The sequence below is a fragment of the Haloplanus rubicundus genome, from assembly GCF_003342675.1.
Classification (GTDB): domain Archaea; phylum Halobacteriota; class Halobacteria; order Halobacteriales; family Haloferacaceae; genus Haloplanus; species Haloplanus rubicundus.
Genome location: NZ_CP031148.1, coordinates 312559 through 338769 on the forward strand (window position 1 = coordinate 312559; position 26211 = coordinate 338769).

25 protein-coding genes are annotated in these 26211 nt (G+C 68.7%); 16 read left to right on the forward strand and 9 right to left on the reverse strand.

From position 1 onward, the window contains the following. The first annotated feature begins 52 nt into the window (after positions 1-52). A complete protein-coding gene (locus DU484_RS02470) occupies positions 53-2485 on the forward strand; it encodes a DEAD/DEAH box helicase (RefSeq protein ID WP_114605026.1) in 2433 nt (810 codons plus the stop codon). Here DU484_RS02470 and DU484_RS02475 read toward each other — a convergent pair. Then, positions 2482-3060: an Sjogren's syndrome/scleroderma autoantigen 1 family protein gene (locus DU484_RS02475; RefSeq protein ID WP_114605027.1), complete on the reverse strand. Its 579-nt coding sequence runs from the start codon at positions 3058-3060 to the stop codon at positions 2482-2484. The two genes, DU484_RS02470 and DU484_RS02475, sit on opposite strands and share 4 nt — an antisense overlap. Before the next feature lie 146 nt (positions 3061-3206). Here DU484_RS02475 and mdh point away from each other — a divergent pair, with 146 nt between their 5' ends. Continuing rightward, positions 3207-4121 (forward strand): malate dehydrogenase, encoded by a 915-nt coding sequence (gene mdh / locus DU484_RS02480; protein WP_114584613.1) that lies wholly within the window; start codon positions 3207-3209, stop codon positions 4119-4121. 138 nt (positions 4122-4259) lie between these two features. Here the strand turns inward: mdh and DU484_RS02485 are convergent, their stop codons facing one another. After that, positions 4260-5996: an excinuclease ABC subunit C gene (locus DU484_RS02485; RefSeq protein WP_114605028.1), complete on the reverse strand. Its 1737-nt coding sequence runs from the start codon at positions 5994-5996 to the stop codon at positions 4260-4262. A gap of 109 nt (positions 5997-6105) precedes the next feature. Here DU484_RS02485 and DU484_RS02490 point away from each other — a divergent pair, with 109 nt between their 5' ends. The 4 genes from DU484_RS02490 to DU484_RS02505 all read left to right on the forward strand — a co-directional run bounded on the left by DU484_RS02490 (position 6106) and on the right by DU484_RS02505 (position 9762). Then, a complete protein-coding gene (locus tag DU484_RS02490) occupies positions 6106-7665 on the forward strand; it encodes a methyl-accepting chemotaxis protein (RefSeq protein ID WP_187695750.1) in 1560 nt (519 codons plus the stop codon). Between the two features lie 33 nt (positions 7666-7698). Further along, the gene (locus DU484_RS02495; protein ID WP_114605029.1) at positions 7699-7959 is read left to right on the forward strand and encodes a hypothetical protein; all 261 of its coding nucleotides are present in this window, start codon (positions 7699-7701) and stop codon (positions 7957-7959) included. 64 nt (positions 7960-8023) lie between these two features. Next, positions 8024-8941 (forward strand): ABC transporter ATP-binding protein, encoded by a 918-nt coding sequence (locus DU484_RS02500; RefSeq protein ID WP_114584616.1) that lies wholly within the window; start codon positions 8024-8026, stop codon positions 8939-8941. Further along, positions 8938-9762, forward strand: a complete 825-nt coding sequence (locus tag DU484_RS02505; protein ID WP_114584617.1) for an ABC transporter permease subunit — start codon at positions 8938-8940, stop codon at positions 9760-9762. Before DU484_RS02500 ends, DU484_RS02505 begins: the two co-directional genes overlap by 4 nt. Here the strand turns inward: DU484_RS02505 and DU484_RS02510 are convergent. Continuing rightward, on the reverse strand, positions 9757-10869 hold the full coding sequence (locus tag DU484_RS02510; protein WP_114584618.1) for a pyridoxal-phosphate-dependent aminotransferase family protein: 1113 nt from the start codon (positions 10867-10869) through the stop codon (positions 9757-9759). The two genes, DU484_RS02505 and DU484_RS02510, sit on opposite strands and share 6 nt — an antisense overlap. Positions 10870-10936: 67 nt before the next feature. Then, complete coding sequence (locus tag DU484_RS02515; RefSeq protein WP_114584619.1) at positions 10937-11188, reverse strand: hypothetical protein; 252 nt, start codon at positions 11186-11188, stop codon at positions 10937-10939. A 175-nt stretch (positions 11189-11363) separates the two neighbouring features. Here DU484_RS02515 and DU484_RS02520 point away from each other — a divergent pair, with 175 nt between their 5' ends. From DU484_RS02520 to DU484_RS02555, 8 genes are all read left to right on the forward strand, one after another. Then, positions 11364-12629, forward strand: coding sequence for an O-acetylhomoserine aminocarboxypropyltransferase/cysteine synthase family protein (locus tag DU484_RS02520; protein ID WP_114605030.1), 1266 nt, complete (start codon positions 11364-11366; stop codon positions 12627-12629). Further along, positions 12626-13849: a homoserine O-acetyltransferase MetX gene (metX, locus tag DU484_RS02525; RefSeq protein ID WP_114584621.1), complete on the forward strand. Its 1224-nt coding sequence runs from the start codon at positions 12626-12628 to the stop codon at positions 13847-13849. The genes DU484_RS02520 and metX overlap by 4 nt, the downstream gene beginning before the upstream one ends. Positions 13850-14048: 199 nt before the next feature. Next, positions 14049-15344: an ABC transporter substrate-binding protein gene (locus DU484_RS02530; protein ID WP_114605031.1), complete on the forward strand. Its 1296-nt coding sequence runs from the start codon at positions 14049-14051 to the stop codon at positions 15342-15344. 67 nt (positions 15345-15411) lie between these two features. Next, a complete protein-coding gene (locus DU484_RS02535) occupies positions 15412-16371 on the forward strand; it encodes a branched-chain amino acid ABC transporter permease (RefSeq protein WP_114584623.1) in 960 nt (319 codons plus the stop codon). Positions 16372-16377: 6 nt separating this feature from the next. Then, positions 16378-17241 (forward strand): branched-chain amino acid ABC transporter permease, encoded by an 864-nt coding sequence (locus tag DU484_RS02540; protein ID WP_114584624.1) that lies wholly within the window; start codon positions 16378-16380, stop codon positions 17239-17241. Further along, a complete protein-coding gene (locus DU484_RS02545) occupies positions 17238-18002 on the forward strand; it encodes an ABC transporter ATP-binding protein (RefSeq protein WP_114584625.1) in 765 nt (254 codons plus the stop codon). Before DU484_RS02540 ends, DU484_RS02545 begins: the two co-directional genes overlap by 4 nt. Next, a complete protein-coding gene (locus DU484_RS02550) occupies positions 18002-18718 on the forward strand; it encodes an ABC transporter ATP-binding protein (RefSeq protein ID WP_114584626.1) in 717 nt (238 codons plus the stop codon). Before DU484_RS02545 ends, DU484_RS02550 begins: the two co-directional genes overlap by 1 nt. Positions 18719-18851: 133 nt before the next feature. Next, entirely contained in the window at positions 18852-20147 is a 1296-nt protein-coding gene (locus DU484_RS02555; protein WP_114584627.1) for an O-acetylhomoserine aminocarboxypropyltransferase/cysteine synthase family protein, read from the forward strand. 6 nt (positions 20148-20153) lie between these two features. On the opposite strand, the gene DU484_RS02560 is transcribed toward DU484_RS02555, so the two are convergent. Beyond that, positions 20154-21113, reverse strand: a complete 960-nt coding sequence (locus DU484_RS02560) for an asparaginase (RefSeq protein ID WP_114605032.1) — start codon at positions 21111-21113, stop codon at positions 20154-20156. Beyond that, positions 21110-21754 (reverse strand): phosphoserine phosphatase SerB, encoded by a 645-nt coding sequence (serB, locus tag DU484_RS02565; protein ID WP_114584629.1) that lies wholly within the window; start codon positions 21752-21754, stop codon positions 21110-21112. Before serB ends, DU484_RS02560 begins: the two co-directional genes overlap by 4 nt. A gap of 106 nt (positions 21755-21860) precedes the next feature. Between serB and serA the strand changes: the two genes are divergently transcribed. Continuing rightward, complete coding sequence (gene serA, locus DU484_RS02570) at positions 21861-23456, forward strand: phosphoglycerate dehydrogenase (protein WP_114605033.1); 1596 nt, start codon at positions 21861-21863, stop codon at positions 23454-23456. On the opposite strand, the gene DU484_RS02575 is transcribed toward serA, so the two are convergent. Continuing rightward, positions 23453-23782, reverse strand: coding sequence for a mediator of RNA polymerase II transcription subunit 21 (locus DU484_RS02575; protein WP_114584631.1), 330 nt, complete (start codon positions 23780-23782; stop codon positions 23453-23455). The genes serA and DU484_RS02575 overlap by 4 nt on opposite strands. 89 nt (positions 23783-23871) lie before the next feature. Here DU484_RS02575 and DU484_RS02580 point away from each other — a divergent pair, with 89 nt between their 5' ends. Beyond that, on the forward strand, positions 23872-24174 hold the full coding sequence (locus DU484_RS02580; RefSeq protein WP_114584632.1) for a hypothetical protein: 303 nt from the start codon (positions 23872-23874) through the stop codon (positions 24172-24174). A 7-nt stretch (positions 24175-24181) separates the two neighbouring features. Here the strand turns inward: DU484_RS02580 and DU484_RS02585 are convergent, their stop codons facing one another. Together DU484_RS02585 and thrC are read right to left on the reverse strand one after the other, a co-directional pair. After that, a complete protein-coding gene (locus DU484_RS02585; RefSeq protein ID WP_114605034.1) occupies positions 24182-24877 on the reverse strand; it encodes a YqjF family protein in 696 nt (231 codons plus the stop codon). A gap of 47 nt (positions 24878-24924) precedes the next feature. Further along, a complete protein-coding gene (gene thrC / locus DU484_RS02590; RefSeq protein ID WP_114584634.1) occupies positions 24925-26190 on the reverse strand; it encodes a threonine synthase in 1266 nt (421 codons plus the stop codon). Positions 26191-26211 lie beyond the last annotated feature (21 nt).

The following is a 26211-nucleotide window of genomic DNA, read 5'->3' on the forward strand; positions in this document are numbered from 1 at the left end:
CTTTCACCGCGGTTCGCCAACCCTTAACCACGACGACGACGAATCGGGCGTAATGGCGGCCACCGACGACGGGCAGGCGTACGTCGATCATCCGCTGCTCGAACCGGGCTTCATCGAACAGCGACGGTACCAGCTCCAGCTCGCGGCCGACGCCCGCGAGTCGCATACGCTGGTCTGTCTGCCCACCGGCCTGGGCAAGACGACTGTGAGCCTGCTCGTGACCGCCGACCGCCTGCACGAGGTGGGCGGCACGGCGCTCTTTCTCGCGCCGACGAAACCGCTCGTCCAGCAACACGCCGACTTCTACCGCGAGGCCCTCTCGATTCCCGACGACGAGATTACGGTCTTTACCGGCGAGGTGCGGCCGGACGACCGGGCCGCGCTGTGGGCGGAGAGTCGCATCGTCATCGCGACGCCGCAGGTGGTCGAGAACGACCTGATCGGCGGTCGGATCTCCCTGTCGGACGTGACCCACCTGACCTTCGACGAGTGTCACCGCGCCACCGGCGACTACGCCTACGTCTACATCGCGGAGCGCTACCACGCCGACGCCGAGGCGCCGCTCGTCACCGGCATGAGCGCCTCACCCGGCGGCGACGAGGAGGCCATCCTCACCGTCTGTGAGAACCTCGGCCTGAGCGAGGTGGCGGTGATGACCGAGGACGACGCCGACGTGGCCGACTACACCCACGACACCGAGGTGGAGTGGGAGCGGGTAACCCTGCCCGAACCGGTACTGGAGATCAGGGACGCCATCAACGAGGTCATCACCGACCGGCTGTCGCAGTTGAAGGACCTCGGCGTCACCAACAAGACGAGCCCCGACCTCTCCCAGCGCGACCTCAATTCGATGCGTGGGCAGTTACAGGACCTCATCGACGCCGACCAGTCGGAGGGGTACGAGGGGATGTCGATCCACGCGGAGGTGATGAAGCTCCGTCGTGCCGTGGAACTCGCGGAGACGCAGTCGGTGGAGTCGCTTCGCCGTTACTTCGAACGCCAGCGCAACGCCGCGCGCGCCTCCGGGGCGCCGAAGGCGAGCCAACGGCTCGTCTCGGAGCCGAAGGTTCGGGAGGCGATGCGGAAGGCCGAGGCGTTCGACGACCTACACCCCAAGTTCCGACAGACGCGCGTCCTCCTCGCTCAGACCCTCGGAATCGGCGGCGGCGAGCGCGTCATCGTCTTCACCGAATCCCGCGACACCGCCGAGGCGCTGACCGACTTCCTGAGCGAGAGCTTCGACACCCGGCGGTTCGTCGGGCAGGGCGACAAGGAAGGCTCGGACGGGATGACCCAGACCGAACAGGGCGAGACGCTCGACGCCTTTCGAAACGGCGAGTTCGAGGTGCTGGTCTCCACCTCCGTCGCGGAGGAGGGCCTGGACGTGCCCGAGGTGGACCTCGTCCTCTTCTACGAACCCGTCCCCACCGCGATCCGGTCGATCCAGCGGAAGGGGCGGACGGGCCGACAGGACGAGGGGCGGGTGATCGTCCTGATGGCCGAGGACACCCGCGACGAGGCCTTCTTCTGGATCTCCCGGCGGCGCGAACAGGAGATGGAGGACGAACTGAAGGAACTGAAAGGCGTCGCCGACGAGGTGGAGGCGGAACTCGACGACTCCCAGACGGCACTAGACTCGTTCGACGGCGCAGCGAGTGCTGACGTCGAGACGAACGGCGACACGGCGACCGAAGCGGACGGTGGCGCGGCGGCGCAACCGGGGCTGGCGGATTTCGGGACGGCGACCGAGGACGGCGACGCGGAGGCGACCGACGAGAACGGGGACGCCGAGACGGACGACGCCGTCGTCGCCACCGCGGGGACGGAGGAAGACGACGAGGTGGAGATCGTCGTCGACCAGCGCGAACTCGACTCGGCCATCGCGCGTGACCTCTCGACCCGCGAGGGGATGGCGACGCGGCTGGAGACGCTCGCGGTGGGCGACTACGTCGTCTCGGACCGCGTCGCAATCGAGCGCAAGACCGTCTCCGACTTCCTCGACACCCTCACCGGCGGCGACCGCTCGCTGTTCGAACAGGTGGGCGACCTCTCCCGACACTACGCCCGCCCGGTCGTCCTGATCGAGGGCGACGGCCTCTACGAGGAGCGCAACGTCCACCCCGACGCCATCCGGGGCGCACTGGCGTCGCTCACCGTCGATTTCGGCGTGAGCGTCCTGCGGACGGAGGACGAGGGCGACACCGCGGACCTCCTCGCGGTGCTCGCCGGCCGGGAGCAGACGACCCGCGACCGCGCCGTGAGCGTCCACGGGGAGAAGAGTTCGAAGACTCTAGCCGAACAGCAGGAGTACGTCGTCGGCGCCATCGCCGACATCGGCCCGGTGACGGCGCGGTCGCTGCTCGAACACTTCGGGAGCGTCGAGGCCGTGATGACGGCCCGCGAGGAGGATCTGCTGGCGGTCGACGGGGTCGGCGAGGTCACCGCCGACCGTATCCGCGACGTGGTGGGCAGCGAGTACCGCTAACGCTCCAGCGCCGAGAGCGTCTCCGCCGCCTCGCGGGCGGCGGCGAGGAACTCCTGTGCCCGCCGCGGGTCGTCCGTCTCCTCGGCCGCCTGCGCGTACCGAAGGAGCGTCCGCGAGAGCGACGCACGCGCGTCGTCGAGCGGAGCGGCGGCGGAACGCGACGACGGGGGCGGAGACAGCGTCGTGTCCGACTCCGCGGCCGGCGCACGACCCTGTCCGTCACTCGCGTCGTCGCCGGACTCGGGTGAGGCGCGGCGGTCGGGCGTCGTGGCTTCGGGCGCCGGCGTCGCATCGGCGTCCGCCTCCGTCCCGGCGGCGGTCGGGGCGGGATCGGGGTCGGCGGTCGCCTCCTGCGCGGCCGCCCCCTTCCCGTCTGCCGCCTGACACGTCGGGCAGAACTCCTGGCCGTCGTGGCGGAAGATGGGGTCGCCACAGGTGTCGCAGTGGCTGTTGGTCATCGTCGCCCCCTTGAGGAGCAGTTCGCTCATCCGCTGCGTGCTCGCGCGCTTCTCCTGGTCCTGTTCGTACTTCTCCCGGAGACGCTCGCGCTCGGCCTCCTCGTCGAACCCGCTCATGGGAGGGACAAGGCGGTCGGGGTCGAAAAACCCCACGGGGTCGGGACGCGATTTTCGACGGTCGTCGAGCGGTCGTACGCCGACTGCGGGCTGAATACGGGGCTTCCGAAGCGTTTAATCGGAATCCGCCGCCATCGATACGTGATATGACGAAAGTGAGCGTCATCGGCGCGGCAGGGACCGTCGGGGCCGCGGCAGGGTACAACATCGCGCTCCGCGACATCGCGGACGAACTCGTCTTCGTCGACATTCCGGACATGGAGGCCGAGACGGTGGGACAGGCCGCCGACACGAACCACGGCATCGCCTACGACTCCAACACCGTCGTCCGGCAGGGCGGCTACGAGGCGACCGAGGGCTCGGACGTGGTGGTCATCACGGCCGGCATCCCCCGCAAACCCGGCCAGACCCGCATCGACCTCGCGGGCGACAACGCGCCGATCATGGAGGACATCGGCTCCTCCATCGCCGAGTACAACGATGACTTCGTCTCCATCACCACCTCGAACCCGGTGGACCTCCTCAACCGCCACCTCTACGAGACGGGCGACCGGGATCGGCACTCGGTGATCGGGTTCGGCGGTCGTCTGGACTCCGCGCGCTTCCGCTACGTCCTCTCCGAGCGGTTCGACGCGCCGGTCCAGAACGTCGAGGCGACGATCCTCGGCGAACACGGCGACGCGCAGGTGCCCGTCTTCTCGAAGGTCCGCGTCGACGGCCGCGACCCCGAGTTTACGGCCGACGAACGCGAGGAGATTCTCGGCAACCTGCAGGAGTCCGCGATGGACGTCATCGAGCGCAAGGGCGCGACGGAGTGGGGCCCGGCGACGGGCGTCGCCCACATGGTCGAGGCCGTCATCCGCGACACCGGCGCCGTCCTCCCCGGTAGCGTCGTCCTCGACGGCGAGTACGGCTACGAGGACACCGCCTTCGGCGTCCCGGTCAAGCTCGGGTCGAACGGCGTCGAAGAAGTGGTGGAGTGGGACCTCGACGACTACGAGGCCGAGTTGATGGACGACGCCGCCGAGAAACTGCGCGAGCAGTACGCCGAGATCGCCTGACGTTTATATTCGGTAGCGCGGCCAGTCGCCCCGTGATCTGAGTCCGGCCGCGGGGCGCTCGCGGGAGCGTGGCGCCACGTCCCGCGGGCGTGGCCGCTGCCACTCGTGGCCGCTGCCACGAGAGGCGCCACCTGTTCGCTACAGTCGCCTCGCCAGCGCCGCCGCCGTCTTCTCGCCGACGCCCTCGACGTCTCGCAAGTCGTCGACAGACGCCTCGCGGACGTTCTCGACGCTCCCGAACCGCCGGAGGAGTCGCCGCCGCGTCTCGGGGCCGACGCCCGGCACGTCGTCGAGCGCCGTCGACACCTCGTCGCGGACGGTCCCGTGGTACTGGACGGCGAAGCGATGGGCCTCGTCGCGCACCCGCTGGCAAAGATGGAGGTGGGAGGCGTCGGCGGGCCAGTCGTGGACGCCGTCGGGCGTCACGATCCGTTCGTCGGCTTTCGCCAGCGCGACGGCGGGCACGTCCCAGCCCGTCTCCGCGAGGGCGTCGCGCGCGGCGGCGAGTTGGCCGTCGCCGCCGTCGATCAGGAGGAGGTCCGGATCGGGTCGGTCGTCGGTGCCGTCGACGGCGCGGGCCGCCCGCCAGCGAACCAGTTCGCGCATGTTCGCGTAGTCGTCGTTGCGCTCGGTGAGTTTCTTCCGGCGGTAGGCGGACGTCTCGGCGCTCCCGTCGACGAAGCAGACGTTGCTCCCGACGACCGCCTTTCCGCCGCTGTGGCTCACGTCGAATCCCTCGATCCGCTCGATCCGGCCGTCGAGGCCGAGTTCGTCGGCGAGACGCACCGCCGCGTCGTCGCCGCCGGACCGGCGACGGGCGTTTTTCAGCGCGAGATCGACGAGTTTGGCCTCGCGGCCGGCGCCGGGAACGCGGACCGAGACGCCCTCGGTCTCCAGCCACGCGATCACCTCGGGGTCGTCCGGTCGTTCGGAGCAGAGCACGGCGTCCGGCAACTCGCGGTCTGCGTAGTACTGGGGGACGAAGGCGGCGAGGAGGGCGCCGACCCGGTCCTCGCCGTCGGGTGCGTCGAGTCGGTGGCGCGAGCGGTCGACGAGTTGCCCGCACTCGCTGTGCAGGCGGGCGACGGTCGCCCGGTCGCCCTCGACGGCGGCGCCGAGGACGTCGACGGTTCGCTCGTCGGCGGGGTCGGCAACGGCGTCGCCGCCGGCGCCGTGGAACGACTCGACGGTCTCCAGTCGGTCCCGGAGGTTCGCGGCGCGTTCGAACGACTGGGCCTGGGCCGCGGCCTCCATTTCCCGGCGGAGCGGGTCGGCCAGGGCGCCGGTCTCGCCCTCGAAAAAGCGGACGGCGGCGCGGACGTCCTCGGCGTAGGAGTCGGGGTCGATTTCGCCGGTGCAGGGGGCGCTACACAGCCCCATCTCGTAGTCGAGACAGGGGCGGTCGCGGCCGCGGTACTTGTGATCGGAACAGCCGCGGAGGCCGTACGTCTCGCGGATGGCCTTCACGACCGTCTCGACGCGGCTCTTGTCGGTGAAGGGGCCGAAGACCGTCGCGCCCTCGTCGGGGTCCCGCGTCACCTCGATCCGCGGGGCGTCGTGGCCGGTGAGCTGGACCAGCGGGTAGGATTTGTCGTCCTTCAGTCGGACGTTGTACCGCGGCTGGTGGCGCTTGATGAGGTTCGCCTCCAGCAAGAGTGCCTGCGTCTCGGTGTCGGTGACGGCCACGTCGATCCGGTCGGCAGCGTCGACCATGCGCCGGATGCGGTCGCTCCGTGGATCGGCGTAGGAACGGACGCGCGCTCGGAGATCGACCGCCTTGCCGACGTAGCGGACGTGCTCGCCCTCGTAGAAGAGGTAGACGCCCGGATCGGACGGGAGGTCGGCCGCGCGTTCTCGGACCGCCGTCGCGTTCATCAGGAGCGTCGTAGCCGTCGCGGGCCAATGAGCCTGACGCGTCCGCTCGGGTTTTCGCCAGTGATAATCGTCAGAAACCGTTAAGAACGGGGGTATCGACCGCTGGCGTATGGATCACGGTCCCGAGTCACAAGGAGGGAAACGGCCGGCGGAGGCGTCGCCGGACGCGCTCGAAACGGACGGTGGGGTCGGTGCCGACGCCGTCGCGTTCGAGGAACCGGACGCCACCGCCGCGGTGGAGTTGAACATCGACGACGACGTGTTGATCGACGGCGTCGGGATGCCGGTGTTCGTCCTCGACCGTGACGGGGCTATCGCGGCGTGGAACCACAGCATCGAGCAGTTGACGGGCAACGGTGACGACGCCGCAATCGGGGCGACGCGGCCGAGTACGGTGTTCTACCCCGACGGTCGCGAGACGGAGATGCTCGCCCAGCGGGTGCTCGACGCGCCGGAGTCCGCGGACGACCACCCGACCGTCGAACTCGAGGACCCGGAGCTGTCGCTGTACGCGACGGAGGAGACGATCACGGATCGACGGGGCGAGACGAGACACCTCCGGCATACGTCGATGCCGCTGTACGAGGACGGCGAGTTCGTGGCGGTCATCCAGGCGATCCGTGACCGGACGGCGGCGGTGAAGCGGCGGGAGGCGGTCGCCGACCTCGTCGAGGAGGTTCGGGGAACGCTCCACGACCTCGCGGAGGGACATCTCGACGCGCGGGCGACGTTCGACGCCGACGAACGGGAGGTCGACGACCGACTCGCGCTGGTCGTCCAGGAGTTGAACCGAACGGCCGAGGAGTTCGAGAGCCTCGCCGACGAGGTGGACGGCGAGACGCGATCGCTGGCTGACGCCATCGACCGCACGGCGTCGGCGGCGGACGCCATCGCCGAGAACGTCGAGGACCAGAACGACCTGCTCTCGGAGGGGGCCGACGAGATGCAGTCGTTCAGTGCGAGTATCGAGGAAGTCGCGGCCACGACCGACGAGGTGGAGTCGGCGGCCGAGGAGGCACGGGACGCGGCGGCGGCGGGGCAGGACGCCAGCGAGGAGGCCCGCACGGCGACCGAGAGCGTCGTCGACGTGGGCGAGGACCTCGTCGAGGACGTGACCGTGCTGGGCGACCGGATGGACGACATCGAGGAGGTGGTGGAGGTCATCTCGGAGGTGGCCGATCGGACGAACTTACTCGCCCTGAACGCCAACATCGAGGCGGCGCGGGCGGGCGAGGACGGCGACGGCTTCGCCGTCGTCGCGGAGGAGGTGAAGTCGCTGGCCGAGCAGACCCACGATCACACCGAGGCGATCACCGACGACATCCAGGCGCTCCAGGAACAGACGGGCGAGACGGTCGACGCGGCGACGCACTCGCTGGACCGGATCGAGGAGGCGAGCGACCGGATCGACGCGGTGTTGGCGACGTTCGAGGACATCGCCGACACCATCGACCGGGTGGCGGACGGCGTCGCCGAGGTGTCGCGGACGGCCGACGACCAGGCGGCGACCGCCGAGGAACTGACTGCGACGATCGAAAACCTCCGTGATCGGGCGGAAGAGACCGCCGACGCGGCGGATCGGATCGTCGCCGCGGCCGACGAGGCCGACGGGGCAGTCGACGAACTCCAGCGCAGCGTCGCGGAACTCAAGGCGGACGGCCGGCGGTAAAGGGTTAAACACCGCCGGCGGCGATGGCCGTCCATGGAGACGCGACTGTGGCTGGTCGAACGCACCTACGACGACAAGGGACTCATCTCGCTCGTGTACGCGACGACCGACGGGGACGCCGTGCGGCGGATCGAACGGGCACCCATCGCCGTCGAGCGGTCGGGCGGCGTCACCGCGGCGGTCGACGCCGATCCGGAGGCGCTCGAACCGGTCGACGACGACGACCTGCAGGAACGGTACGCGGCCGAGGCGGCGCGAATGGTGGAGCGCCACGACCCCGAGGAGACGGTGTGATCGGCGTCGGCGTTTCGAATCAGACACCTAAACCCTTTAACGGAGACTGGCCCAACGGGTTCCCATGGCCGCAATCGAACTCGACGGCGTGACGAAGCGCTTCGGTGACGTCACAGCCGTCTCGGACCTCGACCTCACGGTCCCCGAGGGCGAGGTGTTCGGCTTCCTCGGCCCGAACGGCGCGGGGAAGTCGACGACGATCAACATGTTGCTCGATTTCGTCCGCCCGACGGATGGCGAGGTACGGGTGCTCGGACTGGACGCGGGGCGCGAGAGCGTCGCGGTGCGCCGCCGAACCGGCGTCCTCCCCGAAGGCTACGACGTGTACCACCGCCTCACGGGGCGGAAACACGTCGAGTTCGCGATGCGCTCGAAAGAGGTCGACGGTGACCCCGACGCCGTGTTGGAACGGGTCGGTATCGCCGACGCCGCCGACCGCAAGGCTGGCGGTTACTCCAAGGGGATGCGCCAGCGCCTCGTCCTCGGCATGGCGCTGGTTGGCGAGCCCGACCTGTTGATCCTCGACGAACCCTCCTCCGGCCTCGACCCGGGCGGCGCCCGCGAGATGCGCGACATCGTGCGCAAGGAGGCTGACCGTGGCGCGACCATCTTCTTCTCCAGTCACGTCCTGGGGCAGGTCGAGGCGGTGTGTGACCGCGTCGGCATCATGCGCGAGGGGGAACTCGTCGCGGAGGACAGCATCGACGGGCTCAGGGAGGCCGTCGAGGGCGGCGAGACGCTCGTCATCACCGTCGACGCCGCGAGCGAGGACGACCTAGACGCCGTGCGGGCGCTCGACGGCGTGAGCAACGCCGTCACCGACGGCGGGACGGTGACCGTCACCTGCGACGCCGACGCGAAGACGGCCGTCATCGGCGCGCTGGAGGATGTGGGAGTGACGGTCAAGGACTTCCAGACCGAAGAGACGTCGCTCGAGGACCTGTTTCTCGCCTACACAGAAGGGAAGGAGGTGTCGGTATGACGTGGACGGCGGTGGCGCGCAAGGACTTCGAGGACGCCATCCGGTCGCGGTGGGTGGCCGGCCTCTCCGCGCTGTTCGTCCTCCTCGTCTCGGCGGCGGCGTATCTGGTCCGACCGGCGCCGGGGCAGACGATCAGTTCGAATCAGGTCCTCAACTCGCTGGTGGTTCGTGACGCCCTCGTGACGACGCTCGTCCCCCTGATCGCGTTGATCGTGGCGTACAACGCCGTCGTCGGTGAACGGGAGTCCGGGTCGCTGAAGCTCCTGCTCTCGCTCCCACACTCGCGGGCCGACGTGGTGTTCGGGAAGGTGCTCGGGCGGTCGGGCGCCATCGCCGCCCCCATCGGCGTGGGCTTTCTCCTGCCCGCCGTAATCCTGCTCGTCGTCCCCGCGGTGAACTTCGACGTGCTCTCCTACGTCGGCTACACGCTGTTGACGGCGATTCTGGGCGTCGTCTTCGTCAGCATCGCCGTCGGATTCTCGACGGCCGCGTCGTCGAGTCGGCGGGCGATAGCCGGCGCCGTCGGCACCTACTTCCTCTTTGTCCCGCTGTGGGGGGCGGTCCGGTTCCCGCTCCAGCTGTATCTGGGGATGGGAGGCGGCCCGTCGTGGCTCCCACTGACGGGCCAGCAGGTGCTGCGGATGCTCCGCCTGATCAACCCGACCGGCTCGTTCAAAATCGTCTCGAACGCCTTCCTGCAGGGCGCGCTCTACACGGAGGGGAGCGTGAACATGCAGGTGTCGGCCACCCTGATGTTGCTGGTGTGGATCCTCGTGCCGCCCCTGCTGGGCCTGCTGTGGTTCCAGGAAGCGGACCTATAGGTCGGCCACGTCCTCGATGGCGTCGGTGAGCGCCTCGATGCTCTCGCGGTCGTGTTCGCCCATGTGGCCGATGCGGAACGTCTTCTCGCCGAGGGTGGAGCCGTAGCCGTTCGAAAACACCATGTCGTATTTCTCGGACACCGCGTCGATGGTCGCGGCCACGTCGATGCCTTGCGTGTTCTCGATACAGCTCACCGTCTGCGATTCGTACCCCGCCTCGGGGAAGGTGTCGAAGTGCTCGCGCGCCCACTCGCGGGTGTATTCGGCCATCTCGCGGTGGCGCTCGTCGCGGGCCGCGTGTCCCTCCTCCAGCATCCGCTTCATCTGTGTCCGGTAGGCGAGCATGATGGGGATGGCGGGCGTGGAGTGGGTCTGCCCCTTGCGGTCGTAGTAGTCGAGACAGCGCTGGAAGCCGCCGTACCACGACGCCGAGTCCGTGTCGAGTTCGCGGTCGTAGGCGTCCTCGCTGACGACGCAGACGGCGAGGCCGGGGGGCATGGCGAAGGCCTTCTGGGTCGACGCGAAGATGACGTCGATGTCGTGGGCGTCGATGTCGACGTAGTCGCCGCCCAGCGCCGACACCGCGTCGACGACGAAGTAGGTGTCCGGATACTCCGCGACCACGTCGCCGATTTCCTCGATGGGGTTGCGGACGCCGGTCGAACTCTCGTTCATGACGCAGGTGACCACGTCGTAGTCGGCGCCGGGTTCTTCGAGCGCCGCCCGCACGTCCTCGGGTTTGACCGCCTCGCCCCACTCGTACTCCAGTCGGTCGACGGTCTTGCCGAGGCGCTCCGCGACGTTGGCGTGGCGCTCGCTGAAACTCCCGCAGGTCGGCACGAGCATCCGGTCGTCGACGAGGTTGAGCGTCGACGCCTCCCAGAACTCCGTCCCGGAGGCGGTCAGAACGATCACGTCGTTGTCGGTGCCGAGGAAGTCCTTCGTGTCCTCGACGATGGTCGTATACAGGTCGGTCATCCGGTCCATCCGGTGGCCGAACATCGGCTGGGCCATCGCCTCGATCACGTCCTCGCGCACCTCGGTCGGACCGGGGATGTAGAGCGTCTTGTCGGGGTAGTCGTCCGTGTATTCGCGTTTCCTCGTCATAGGGGCTGGGTACCGGCTAGCGGGGCGCGAGGCGGCATGGACCTTTTGATGCCGTCCCGACAGCGACTCAGAACGCCTTCTTCGCCTTCAGAAACGCCTGAAACTCGTCGGTGAAGGCCTTCTTCGCCTTCAGGAACAGTTCGACCACCGGCGTCGTGAATCCCGGCGGGCCGGCGTCGACGTCGGGCCGGTCACCACCGGGGTCGAGACATGCCGTCCCGCAGTCCGTCTGTGCCGTCCCGGGGCCGACGGCCCCGGCGAGGACGAGCGCGGTCACGAGCAGCGCCGCTGGCACCGCACGGCTGGTGAGTGAGACCATACGCTGCGTACGGTGGAGATAACCATAATATTTCGTATGATTTCACGAGGGATCGGCAGCCTGATCGCGACTCCCTAGAAGGCGCGAACTGTCAGGACGGGCGTAGCGACGTGGCCCGTCACGCCGATTCCGTAACTACTGGTTATAAGTTCTTAGAGGATTATGCACTCTAAACATGACCGACGGCTTTCACACCCGTAGCCTCCACGCCGGGCAGGAGCCGGACCCGGCGACGGGTGCGCGCGCGCCACCCATCTACCAGACCACCTCGTACGTCTTCGACGACGCCGACGACGCCGCCGAGCGGTTCCGCCTCGACGTGGAAGACGACATCTACTCGCGGTTCTCGAACCCGACGACCCGTATCCTCGAACGTCGACTGGCATCGCTGTCGGCGGGCACCGACGCCGTGGCTACGGCGTCGGGGATGGCCGCCCTCGACGCGGGCACGAGCATCCTCGCCGAAGCCGGCGACAACGTCGTCGCCTCGGCGGACATGTACGGCGGGACGAGCACCTACTTCACGAAGATGGCGTCGCGCCGCGGCGTCGACGTCCGAACCGTCGACACCCTCGAGTACGACGCCTACGCCGACGCCGTCGACGACGACACCGCGTTCGTCCACGTCGAGACGCTCGCCAACCCGTCGCTGGTGACCCCCGACTTCGAGCGGCTGGCCGGGGTGGCCCACGACGCCGGGGCGCCGCTCGTCGTCGACAACACGTTCGCCACCCCCTACCTCTGTCGCCCCCTCGAACACGGCGCGGACGCGGTGTGGGAGTCGACGACCAAGTGGATCCACGGCTCGGGGACCACGCTCGGCGGAATCCTCGTCGACGGCGGCACCTTCCCGTGGGACCACCCCGACGCCGACTACCCCGAACTCGCGGGCGAGAACCCCGCCTACGGCTTCGACTTCACCGAGCGCTTCGGCGAGCGAGCGTTCGCCGCCGCCGTCCGCTACCGCTCGCTCCGGAGCCTCGGGAGCGCCCAGTCGCCGTTCGACGCGTGGGTCACCCTGCAGGGGCTGGAGACCCTGCCGCTCCGGATGGAGCGCCACTGCGAGAACGCGACGGCCGTCGCGGAGTTCCTCGACGACCATCCGGCGGTCGGGTGGGTGACCTATCCCGGCCTAGAGAGTCACGAGACCCACGGAAACGCCGAGACGTATCTCGACGGCTACGGCGGCATGGTCACGTTCGGCCTCGCGGACGGCTACGAGGCGGCCAAGGACCTGTGTGAGACGGTCGAACTCGCCTCCTTCCTCGCCAACATCGGCGACGCGAAGACGCTGGTGATCCACCCCGCCTCGACCACCCACTCCCAGTTGAGCGAGGCCGAACAGCGCGCCGCGGGCGTCACGCCCGACATGGTGCGGCTCTCGGTGGGGCTGGAGGACGTCGAGGATATCGTCGCGGACCTGGAACGGGGGCTGCCATGACCTCCGTCGAGAGCGGCACCCGGAGCCTGGGCGAGTTCACCTTCGAGTGCGGGGAGTCCATCGACGACCTGGAGGTGGCCTACGAGGCCTACGGCGACTTCGAACCGCAGGGCGAGGGGAGCAACGCCGTCCTCGTCTGTCACGCGCTCACCGGGAGTCAGAACGTCGCCAGTGAGGGCGTCCCCGGCACCTCCGGGCAGGCCCGCGCGTGGTGGAACGACATCGTCGGTCCGGGGAAGGCCATCGACACCACGCAGTACTACGTCGTCTGTGCCAACGTCCCCGGCTCCTGTTACGGGTCGTCGGGTCCGCCGGCGGAGAACCCGGAGACGGGCGAGCCGTGGGGCACCGACTTTCCGCCCGTCACCATCGGCGACTGGACCCGTGCCCAGCGCCGCCTGCTCGACGAACTCGGCGTCGGGCGCCTGCACGCCGTCGTCGGCGGGAGCGCCGGCGGCATGAACGTCCTCGACTGGGCGGTGCAGTATCCGGACGACGTGGCCCGCATCGTCCCCGTCGCAGCCGCGGCCCGCCTCGACGCCCAGTGTCTCGCCCTCGACGCCATCGCCCGCCGCGCCATCACGAGCGACGACGACTGGCAGGGCGGCGACTACTACGGCGGCGCCAGACCCACGGACGGCCTCGCACTCGCCCGACAGATCGGGCACGTCATGTACCTCTCGAAGACGTCGATGGGCGAGCGGTTCGGCCGCCGGGCGGCCGGCCGCGACGCCGTACGCTCCTTCCCCGCCGACCGCGCCGCGGGCTATTTCCCCTATCGGGAGGTGGAGTCGTATCTCGACTACCAGGCGGAGAAGTTCGTCGACCGGTTCGACCCCAACACCTACCTCTATCTCACCCGCGCGATGGACGACTACGACCTGAGCGAGGGGTACGAGGGGGACGCGGACGCGCTCGCGGCCTACGAGGGCGAGGCGCTGCTCATGTCCTTCACCGGCGACTGGCACTTCACGGTCGCGCAGTCGGAGTCGCTGGCGGAGGCGTGTCGGGCGGCGAGCGTCCCCGTCGCCCACCACGTCGTCGAGTCCGACCACGGCCACGACGCCTTCCTCGTCGAACCGGAGAAGGTGGGACCGCCGCTCCGGGACTTCCTCGCGGACGGGCTGGCGGGACGGGCCGTCCACGACACCGCCGAGGAGGACGAGGGAGACGAGGAGGCGGACTTCGCGCCCGTCCACAACTCGCTGTTCGGCGGGTAGCGCACCTGTTCGGCCGTCACAGTGGGTCGAAAAACGGATTATCACCGAACAGCGGCGCTTGGCGGTCTCCGATCGGATCGGATATTCTTCGATGGAAATTAATGTAAAACAGATGTAAGATTAACGCGATATGAGCCCTGTTCTCACAGTCCAATACCACAATAATTAATGCGGGTGAATCGACCCAGTTTGGACTGGAATGTCCGACCGTAGCGTACGGCGACGGCGGTTCGTCAAGGCAGCAGGTACCGCAGGTATCGTTGGTCTCGCCGGTTGTTCCGGTGGGGGCGGCGGTGGCGACGGAGGCGGTGGCGGTGGCGACGGGGGCGGTGGCGGTGGCGACGGGGGCGGTGGCGGTGGCGGCGATTCCATTCTCGTCGGCACCCTCGCCCCGTTCAGCCAGGGCCTCGGCTGGGTTGGCGGGAACGCCGCCCGTGGCCGCGACGTCGCCCTCGCCGACATCAACGACGCCGGCGTCGTCGGTAGCGAGGTCGAGATCAACGAACAGGACACGGAGACGACCCCGCAGGCGGCCGTTTCCGGGTTCACCACGCTGGACGAGGCCGGCGTCGTAGCCATGCTCGGCCCGTCGAGTACCGTGATGCCGAACCTGTTCCAGCCGATCAAGGACGCGAGCCTCCCGACGCTCTCCGTCTCCGCGGGGACGACCCAGATGGACGACGTCGGCGGCCCCGGCGAATACCTGTGGCGGACGGTGCCGAGCGACTCCATCGCCGGACGCGCTCAGGGACAGTACGCCCTCGACAACGACTACACCAAGATGGCGGTCACGTACAAGGACGACAAGGGCTCCCAGAGCTTCTCGGCGTCGGTGGCCGACTACTTCACTGGCCAGGGCGGTGAGCAGGTTGCTGACGTGGCCCTCGGTATCAATTCCGACTCTTACCGCAGTGAGATCCAGGAAATCGCCGACTCCGGTGCCGACGTCATCTCCATGACCGCCGGGACCGAGGTGTCCGCGCTGTTCATGCGCAACTACCTGGAGGCCGGTCTCGACATCCCCATCTTCATCGGGAACGACGTCATCACCCAGAGCTTCATCGAACGGATCGGCGCCGACGCGATGGCCGAGGCACCGATCTTCGGGCAGGCTCCCGCCCCCGGTCCGGCCTACGACCAGTTCCAGCAGGCCCATCAGGACATGCACGGCGAGGCACCCGGCACCTTCTCGGCGGCCGGCTACGACGCGATGAACCTCATCGCGCTAGCGGCCCAGCGCGCCGGCGAGGCAACCCGTCAGGCCATCACGGACAACGTCAACTCGGTGGCCCGTCCCGAAGGCACCAAGGTGTCGACGTTCTCGGAGGGGAAAGAAGAACTCGAAGCCGGTAACGAAATCAACTACCAGGGCGCCTCGAACCCGCAGGACTTCGACGACGACGGCGACCCAGTCGGGCCGTTCTCCGTCCTCGAAGTCACCGGCGGCGAGTGGACCGAGCTGACGACGTTCTCGGCCGAAGAGCTGACCGCCTGACGACCGTCTGCGACGCTCGCAGACGACACATCAACTCCAATATTCAACATATGCACCACACCGAACTATGGCACTCGTAGACCTCCTGCTGGTCGTCGGCATCATCGCCGGCGTCTACTCGCTGCTGGCGATCGGCATGAACATGCACTGGGGCGACACCGGTCTGTTGAACTTCGCGCACGCGGCCTTCTTCGCGGTCGGTGCGTACACGTCCGCGATACTCACGACGCCGCCGGCGACGGGCGATCTGGCGACGCGGGTCGTCGGGTTCGACTTCCCCATCCTCGTCGGGCTGCTCGCGGGGACCGCCCTCGCCGGACTTGTCGGCGTGTTGATAGCCATCACCAGCGTCCGTCTCGAAGGCGACTACCTGGCGATGGTGACGCTGAGTTCGGCGGAACTCATCCGGCTGATGATACACAACGAGGCGTGGCTGACGACGGGCGCCCAGACGCTGAAGAACATTCCCCGCCCGCTCAGCGGGATGGTGTCGCCCGGCGGGACGATTCCGGTCAGTTACGACGTCTTCTATTTCGTCCTCGTGTGGGCCATCGTCGGCGTCTGCTATCTGCTGTTCACGCGGCTCTCGCACAGCCCGTTCGGCCGAGTGCTCCACGCCATCCGCGAGAACGACGACGTCCCGCTCGCACTCGGGAAGAACATCACCACGTTCAAACTGAAATCGTTCGGCATCGGCGCCGCCATCGCCGGCCTCGCCGGTGGGCTGTGGGCCCACTACGTCTACGCCATCTCGTCGATCATGTTCCTGCCCAGCATCACCTTCCTGATCTGGGCGGCGGTCATCATCGGCGGTGCCGGGAGCTACGCCGGCGCGATCGTGGGCGCCAGCGTCATCGTCTTCCTCCGGCAGATCACGCGATTCATCCCCGGAGACGTGCCCTTCGGCGACCAGCTCGCGTACATCCGTCTGATGGTCGTGGGCGCGGTGTTGATCCTCGTCCTCTACTACCGGCCGGAGGGACTCCTCGGCGACGCCGAACGACTGCAAGCCGGTACTTCGGAGTGATCATCGATGGTACTTGACCCACAACTCGTCTGGAACGGACTGGTCGTCGGAAGCATCATCGCCGTCTCGGCGCTGGGACTGACGCTCATCTTCGGCATTCTCAACTTCATCAACATCGCGTACGGCGACTACATGGCCGCCGGCGCGTACGTCGCCTGGGCGGTCAACGCACAGGTCGGCCTCCCGCTCGGGGTCGCCATCGTCGCCGGCATCCTCACCATGTCGGTGGGTGCGGTCGTCCTCGACAAACTCGTGTTCCAGCATTTCCGCACCCGGAGCCCGATCACGCTGCTCATCGTCTCCATCGGACTGGCCTTCATCATTCGGAACTTCATCCGTGCCATCTGGGGACCGAGCGGCCACTTCTACGACCTGCCGATGGAGGCCAACCCGTCGTTCCTGGGCGTCCGATTCAGCGTCGAGCAGGTGGCCATCATGGTCGTGAGTCTCCTCCTGTTGCTGGGCGTGTACGCTCTGCTCCGGCGGACCCGAATCGGCATCGCGATGCGGGCGGCGTCCGACGACCGGATGCTCTCGCGTATCCGCGGCGTCGACACCGAGAAGCTCGTCCTCTACGTCTGGCTGATCGGCGGCGCCATCGCCGGTCTGGGCGGCATCATGCTCGGTCTCGACGCACAGCTTCGACCGAACATGGGCTTCACCGCCCTGATTCCGATCTTCGCGGCGGTCATCCTCGGCGGCATCGGTGACCCCAAGGGTGCCGTCGCCGGTGGCTACACCATCGGCGTCGCACAGGAAGTGAGCGTAGCCGTGATTCCATCCGAGTACAAGTTCGGCGTCGGACTCGTGGCGCTGATCGTCGGGCTGCTCACACGTCCGGACGGCCTGTTCGGGGAGGCGACGCGATGACGCTGCTCGAAGCCAACGGCCTCCGGAAGACGTTCGGTGGCATCGTCGCCGTCGACGAGGTCTCCTTCGAGGTAGATCGCACGGAGATCGTCGGCGTCATCGGTCCGAACGGGGCCGGCAAATCCACCATGTTCAAACTGCTCGCCGGCTTCCACCAACCCGACGAGGGGACCGTGGTGTTCGACGGCGAGGATGTGACGGAGCTCGCACCCAACGAGCGGACCCAGCGTGGCCTCGTGCGGACCTTCCAGATCGCACAGGAACTCACCGGGATGCGAGTGATGGACAACATGCTGCTCGCGGCACAGAACCACCCCGGCGAGAAAGTGCTCGCGGCGGCCGCCAACACCGGGAGCGTCCGCGACTACGAGGGTGATGCCCGCGACCGTGCCGAGGAACTACTGAAGTTCCTCGAGCTCTGGGACCTGCGCGAGGAGTACGCCGGCAACCTCTCGGGCGGGCAGCGGAAGCTACTGGAGCTCGGTCGGGCGCTGATGGCGGACCCGGACCTCCTGTTGCTCGACGAGCCGATGGCCGGCGTCAACCCCGACCTGACCGATCGCCTCCTCCAGCGTATCATGGACCTGCGCGACGAGCGAGACATGACGTTCCTCGTCGTGGAACACGACATCGAGGCGATCATGCGGATCTCCGACACCGTCATCGGCATGCACGACGGGGGGGTACTCTCGAAGGGGACCCCGGAGGAAGTGCAGTCCGACGAGCGGATGCTCGAAGCGTACCTGGGAGGCGAAGTCTGATGCTACTCGAACTGGAGAACGTCGTCAGTGGCTACGGTGACGCGATCATCGTCCACGGCGTCGACATGGAGATGTCCGACGGAGAGATGGTCACGATCATCGGCCCGAACGGTGCGGGGAAGTCGACCCTCCTGAAGACCATCGTCGGCGTGGTCGAGCCCCGGGAGGGGTCGGTCGTCTTCGAGGGCACCGACCTGGCCGGCAAACCGCCGGAGGATATCGTCAAACACGGCGTCTGTTACGTCCGCCAGAACGACAACATCTTCCCGAACCTCTCGGTCATGGAGAACCTGAAGATGGGGGCGTGGCCCGCCGAAGGCGAGGATTGGTTCGACTTCGACGAGCGACTCGAAGAAGTGTACGAGCAGTTCCCCGTCCTCGAGGAACGTGCCGACCAGCGTGCGGGGTCGCTCAGTGGCGGGCAACAGCAGATGGTCGCGATGGGGACCGCGATGATCCTCGATCCCGACCTACTCGTCCTCGACGAGCCGTCGGCGGGGCTAGCTCCCCAGCTCGTCGAGGAGATGTTCGAGAAGATCGTCGACATCAACGACGCCGGCACGCCGATCCTGATGGTCGAGCAGAACGCCCGAGCGGCGCTCAAGCGATCGGACCGCGGCATCGTCCTCGATATGGGCGAGAACCGGTTCCAGGGGACCGGCGAGGAGTTGCTCGACAGCGAGGAGGTGGCCGAACTCTACCTCGGCACCGACTGAGCCGAGCGGCGACGCTCGCGCGACACCTCGACTCCCGCGGACGGAGCCGCGTTTCGTGAGGACGCCGTCGCAGACACCGGCAGTCCCTGCTTCTGTCCGCCGGTTTTACCACCACGCGGCCGAACACCCGGCTATGCCAGACGACGAAGACGGACCCGGATTCTACACGCGAAGCCTGCACGCCGGCCAGTCGCCCGACCCATCGACGGGCGCGCGCGCACCGCCCATCTACCAGACCACGTCGTACGTCTTCGACGACGCCGACGACGCCGCCGGGCAGTTCGCCTTAGAGAAGGAGGGCCACATCTACTCGCGGCTGATGAACCCCACGGTGGGTACTCTGCAGGAACGCCTCGCCGCCCTCGAAGGCGGCGTCGGCGCCGCGGCCACGGCGTCGGGGATGGCGTCGCTCGACCTCGCCACCTTCCTCCTCGCCGAGGCGGGCGACAACATCGTCACCGCGTCGGCGCTGTACGGCGGCACGTACACCTACTTCACTCACTCCGTCGAGCGCCGGGGCATCACGACGAAGTTCGTCGACACGCTCGACTACGACGCCTACGCGGAGGCCATCGACGACGACACCGCGTACGTCCACCTCGAAACCATCGGCAACCCGGCGCTGATCACGCCCGACATCGAACGCATCGCGGACATCGCCCACGACCACGGGGTGCCACTCTTTGTCGACAACACGTTCGCCACCCCCTACCTCTGTCGCCCCCTCGAACACGGTGCCGATCTGGTGTGGGACTCGACGACCAAGTGGCTCCACGGGTCGGGGTCGACCGTCGGCGGGGCCCTGATCGACGGCGGCACCTTCGACTGGGGCGCCCACGCGGAGGACTACCCCGAAATCGGGCAGGAGAACCCCGCCTACCACGGCGTCAACTTCCACGAGACGTTCGCCCCCGCGGGCTTCACCTACGCCGCCATCGCCCGCGGCCTCCGTGATCTGGGCAACACCCAGTCGCCGTTCGACGCGTGGGTCACGCTCCAGAAACTGGAGTCGTTCCCGATGCGGATGGAGCGCCACTGCGAGAACGCGATGGCCGTCGCCGAGTTCCTAGAGGATCACCCCGAAGTCGCGTGGGTGAACTACCCCGGTCTGGAGAGCCACGAGACCCACGCGGAAGCGAGCGAGTATCTCGACGGTGGGTACGGCGGCATGATCACGTTCGGCCTCTCGGCGGGCTACGAGGCCGCGAAGGGGACGGTGAACGAGGTCGAACTCGCCTCCCTGCTCGCCAACGTCGGCGACGCGAAGACGCTGGTGATCCACCCCGCCTCGACGACCCACCAGCAGTTGACCGAGGCGGAACAGGAGGCGGCGGGCGTCACGCCCGACATGGTCCGACTCTCCGTGGGCCTGGAGGACGTCGAGGACATCGTCGCCGACCTCGAAGGGGCCATCGACGCGGCGACCTGAGGGGGCCTACGCCTCGTCGAACGCGTCGTCCAGCCGACCGGCGGCACGGGCGACGATGGCTCGAATCCGCGTTTTCTGGAGGTTCAGATCGGAGAACCGACAGCCGAGACGCTGGAGCGTCCGCTCGCTCCCCCGGAAGCCGTACGTTTCGCGGGCGAGGCGGCCCTCCGGACACCGGGTGGTGACGATCACCGGTATTTCGGCCGTCCGGAGGTCTTCGAGGGCGTCGACGATGGTTTCGGGGACGTGCCCCGCACCCGTGGCGGCGAGACAGACCGCCGCCGCGTCGGCGTGGGCCGACAGGTGGGAGGCGGGCGCGTCGGCGGTGACGTACACCGCGGCCACGTCGTTCGTGAGGCGGTCGGGATCGGGATCGAACGTCGGGTCCGGATGCTCGGCGCGCCGCCGCCAGGTGACCGACCCCTCCTCGGCGACGCCGACGGGGCCGAACTCCGGGCATCGGAAGGTGTCGACCATCTGGGAGTGGACCTTGGTCGCCTCGCGGGCGGGCAGGACGCGCCCGGCGAAGGCGACGAGGACGCCCCGGCCGCGGGCGTCGGGGTCGAGCGCCGTCCGGACCGCCGCGAGCAGGTTCGCGGGGCCGTCGGGGCTCGCGAGCGACGGGTTCCGCATCGCGCCCGTGACGGCGACGGGCGTCTCGCCCTCGTAACACAGGTCGAGGAAGTAGGCCGTCTCCTCCAACACGTCCGTCCCCTGCGTGACGACGACGCCCTCGACCGCGGGGTCGGCGTCGAGGTCACGGACGAGCGTCGCGAGGTCGAGCATCCCTTCGACGGTGAAGTGGGGACTGGGAATCGTCGAGAACTCCTCGACGCGGAGGGCCACGTCGTCGAGGCCGGGGACGGCGGCGACGAGGTCCGCACCGCCGAGGTCGGGGGTGGCGTCGCCGCCGTCGTCTTCGGTCGATGCGATGGTGCCGCCGGTCGAGACGACGACGACGGTCATCGGGCGTCGACCAGTCCCCGTTCCTCGAAGACGCGTCCCAGCCGATCCATCGACGCCACCACCACGTCGCAGGCGGGACGCACCGCGGGCTTGGGGAGGAAGCCGACCGAGAGCCCGGCGACTTCGAGCATCGGGAGGTCGTTGGCGCCGTCGCCGACGGCGACGGTCCGGGAGAGCGGGACGGAGACGTCGGCGGCCAGCGACTCCAGGGCCTCGTCTTTCGTCCCCTCGATCAGCGGGCCCTCGACGCCGCCGGTGAGGTGACCGCCGCTCGCGGGGAGGCGGTTGGCGACGACGGTGTCGACGGTCACGCCCTCGCGGTCGAGGGCGCGGGCAACGCCGCGCTCGAAGCCGCCGGTCAGGATCGCCGTGTGGTGGCCGGCGTCGTTCAGACGGGCGAGCAGGTCGGCGGCCCCCTCGCGGAGGCGGACCTGCGCGAAGGCGTCCTCGGCGTCGTCGAGGGGGAGGCCGTCGAGCAACGCGGCGCGCTCGCGCAGGCTGTCGGCGTAGCTGATCTCGTCGTTCATCGCCCGCTCGGTCACCTCGGCCATCCGGTCGGCGACGCCGCACTGCTCGCCGAGCAGGACCGTCATCTCGGAGTCCGAAAGCGTGCCGTCGAAGTCGAACGCGACGAGTCGCATACCGGCCCCTCGCCGGCGGGGAAGTTGAATGTCCCGACCCGAGCGCCCAGTGGCCGAGCGAGACGCGTTTGGAAACCCTTAACAGCCGTACTCGGTAGGTTCGAGTATGAAGGTACTCGTCACGGACCCGGTCGCAGACGCGGGACTCGACCGCCTTCGCGAGGCGGGGTACGAGGTGGAGACGGCCTACGACGTGGAGGGCGACGCGCTCCTCGAGGCCGTCTCCGACGCCAACGCGCTCGTGGTGCGTTCGGGGACGGACGTGACTGAAGCGGTGTTCGAGGCGGCGCCCGACCTCGTGATCGTCGGACGCGCCGGCATCGGCGTCGACAACATCGACATCGACGCCGCGACGGACCACGGCGTCATCGTCGCCAACGCCCCGGAGGGGAACGTCCGGGCCGCCGCGGAACACACCGTCGCCATGGCCTTCGCCACCGCCCGCTCCATCCCACAGGCGCACGTCCGCCTCCGGGCCGGCGAGTGGGCGAAAGGCGACTACCTCGGCACCGAAGTCAACGGCAAGACGCTCGGCGTCGTCGGCCTCGGCCGCGTCGGGCAGGAGGTCGCCAAGCGACTCGGCTCGCTCGGGATGGACCTCGTCGCGTTCGACCCCTACATCAGCGAGGAGCGGGCCGAGCAGTTGGGCGCCGAACTCGTCGGCTTCGAGACGTGTCTCGAACGCGCGGACTTCCTGACGGTCCACACCCCTCTCACGCCCGAGACGGAGGGGATGATCGCCGAAGACGAGCTCGATCTGCTGGCGGGTGGCTACCTCGTCAACTGCGCGCGCGGCGGCGTCGTCGACGAGACGGCGCTCGCGGCGGCGGTGGAAGACGGCACGCTCGCGGGCGCCGCGGTCGACGTGTTCGCGGACGAACCCGTCTCGCCGGACAACCCCCTGCTGGCCGTCGAGGACATCGTGGTCACGCCCCACCTCGGCGCCTCGACCGAGGCCGCACAGGAACACGTCGCCACGAGCATCGCCGATCAGATCGTCGCCGCGTTCAACGACGAACCCGTCGCGAACGCCCTCAACGCCCCCTCCATCGACGAGAGCGCGTTCCCCCGCGTCCAGCCGTACATCGACCTCGCGGAGACCGCGGGGAAGATCGCGGCCCAGATGTTCGACGGCCGCATCTCCGAGGTGCGCGTTCGCTACGAGGGCGACATCGCGGACGAGGACGTGGAGTTCGTCACCGCGAGCGCGCTCAAGGGCGTCTTCGAACCCCTGGAGTGGCAGGTCAACGCCGTCAACGCGCCGAAAATCGCGGACGAACGCGGGATCGAGGTGACCGAGGAGAAGACCCGACAGAGCGAGGACTTCCAGAGCCTCGTCACCGTCACCGTCGGCGACGGCGAGGACGAAATCGGTGCCTGTGGCACCCTCTTCGCCGGCGACGACCCCCGGATCGTCCGCCTCGACGGCTATCGGGTCGACGCCGTCCCCCACGGGCAGATGCTCGTCGTGCGCAACTACGACCGGCCCGGCGTCCTCGGCCTGATCGGGACAGTCCTCGGCGACAACGACATCAACATCGCGGGGATGTTCAACGGCCGCGAGACCCTCGGCGGCGAGGCGATGACCGTCTACAACCTCGACGAACCGGTGCCCGACGCCGTGGTCGAGGAGATTCGCGCCGACGAGCGCATCATCGACGTGAAAGGGATCACGCTCGGCAACGGCGACGACGAAGACTAGAGGCCGAGAAAGCGGGCCACGCGGGCGACGGCACCGGTCGATTCGGGGGGCGTCCGCTCCGGCCGGTCGTCGGCCGTTTCGTCGTCCGGTCCGTCGCACGACCGGTCGCGGTCCAGCAACCGCTCGTACCGCTCGACGATCCGTTCGTTCTCGCGGCGCTGTTTTTCCACCGCGGCGCGAAGCGCTTCGTTCTCGCGTTCCAGTTCGGCGATGCGCGTCTCGGGGTCGGCGTCGCGGTCACGGGGGCGCCGGCCGTGGTCGCGAGTGGCCGACGGCCCGTCGCGACCGCTACTCACGGTTCCAGTCGGGAGACCACTCGGAGGCATGGGTGGTAGTCACAGCCACACGCGCAAAAAGCCCCGTCAGACGGCCGTCGGACGAAACGTATAGGCACGGACGGCCCGACGAACCGACCATGAGCGAGGACTTCGAGGACGCCGTGAGCGAAGCGTTCGCCGACCGATTCGACGCCGACGCCGACGAGGCGGCCGCCGCCGCGGCGAAGGCGGCGGCGTTCCGCGAGGACGTCGACGAAGACCTGACCGTCGAGGCGTTGGTCGAGGCCGTCGCCGACGTCGACGACTACGACGCCTTCGGCCACCGGTTCGACCGCGCCATCGGCGACCTGGCGGCCGCGGACGCGGACTGCACCGACTCGCGGCCGTACCGACTCGCCGGGTTCGACGACCTGGCGGCCGATCCGAGGGTCGGCGCCTGAGAGTGCCTCAGGGCGGCGCACGCTCGCTCCGCGACGCGACCACGTCGAGACCCCGGCTGTAGTAGTAGACCGGATCGGCGTCCGGCCGGGCGAAGCCGTGTGACCGGAGGAGCGTGTCCGTCTCGATATCGGCCGCCGCCGGAGACAGCGTCCACGGATCGTGGCTCACGTCCGTGTACCGGAGCGAGCCGTCCTGTGCCTCGGTGTAGAATCTGTACCGCTCGACCAGGAAAGCGGCGAAGGGATCGTCGGGAGCCGCGAACGGCTCGCCGGTCAGCCAGTACGTCCCCTCGTAGTGGGCCGGCCGTGCCCCCGGATGGCGGCGGCGACTGCTGAACCGAACCCGTCCGTCCGCGGCGTCGAGCGAGATGCGCGCGTAGTAGTACGGCAGGTGATGGAAGAGGCGGGCGCCGAGGACGCTCGCGACGCCCTGCGCGTCGAGGCTGAAGAAGTAGACACTCGGGACGCCGTCGCGGGTGACGTACGTCCGGACGTTGAGTTCGGGTAGCCGAACGCCGACGGACGCGGGCAGTCCCTTCGGACGGACGGCGACGTTGGTGAACGGGACGATGGAGAGCCACGCCGTCCCGTCGTACGTGTCGGGGCTCAGCGCGTCGGGGAGGTGTGCGTCCATCACGGCCGGATCGACCGGCCAGTTCTCGAACAGCAGGTGTCGCCACCCCATCGCGAGCGGGAGAACCATGCGTGACGGTTGGCTCCGGAGGGAATTCAATCGCCCGGCGCCGACACTTACTCCGCGATGTGGTCCAGCACCGCCTCGGCGTCGTTCGGGACGGGTTCGGGGTCGTTGCCCGCCTCGAAGGCGGCGTCGGGGTCTTTCAGGAGGTGGCCCGTCGTGAGACAGACCACCTGTTCGTCGGCGTCGACGACGCCCCGGTCGCGGAGTTTCCGGAGGCCGGCGACCGAGGTGGCGGAGGCGGGTTCGACGCCGACGCCCTCGCTCGCGAGCGCACGCTGGGCGTCGGTGATTTCCTCGTCGGAGACGGCGATGGCGGTGCCGCCCGTGTTCCGGATGCCCGGCAGGGCCTTCGGCGCGTTCACCGGGTTGCCGATGCGGATAGCGGTGGCGATGGTTTCGACTTCGGGCCACCGACGAATCTCGTCGTTGCCCTCCTCGACCGCCTCGACCATCGGTGCCGCACCCTCGGCCTGCACGCCGGTGAGTTTCGGCACGTCCGCGGGGTCGAGCGCCCCGCTCTGGACGAGTTCCCGGAAGCATTTGTAGAGCGCCGCGGTGTTGCCCGCGTTGCCGACGGGGAGGACGATGCGGTCCGGATACGTCCCGTGGTCGGCCATGAACTCCTCCAGAATCTCCAGGCCGATGGTCTTCTGGCCCTCCAACCGGAAGGGGTTCAGCGAGTTGAGCAGGTACGCCTCGCCGGCCATGGCGAGTTCCTGGACGATGTCGAGACAGTCGTCGAAGTTGCCGTCGACTTCGAGGATGCGGGCGTCGTGGAGGGCGGCCTGGGCGATCTTGCCCGACGCCACCTTCCCCGCGGGCAGGAGCACGAGCGTCTCCATCCCGCCGCGGGCGCCGTACGCCGCGAGGGCGGCACTCGTGTTACCCGTCGAGGCGCAGGCGAGGCGGCCGACGCCGAGTTCCTGGGCGACGCGGACGCCGACGGTCATGCCGCGGTCCTTGAACGCCCCGGTCGGGTTCATCCCCTCGTGTTTGATCCGGAGGCGTTCGACGCCCACCTCCGCCTCCAGCCGGGGGACGTGATGGAGCGGCGTGTCGCCCTCGGGGAGCGAGACGCCCTCCTCGAAGGGGAGGGCGTCGGCGTAGCGCCAGACGCCGCGGCCCTCGAAGTCGTCGAAGGTCGGCGGGTCGGCGTAGCGGACTTCCAGCAGGCCGTCGCAGTGATCGCAGGTGTATCGGATCGCGTCGAAGGGGGCAAAAGTCTCCCCACAGGCGATACAGGCGAGCCAGACGCCGTCGTCGGCCACTGCCGGCGCCGAGGGAGCCGGGGCGGCCAGGTCGAGGCTGGTACTCATTGGCGGAGGGTTGGGCCGCGA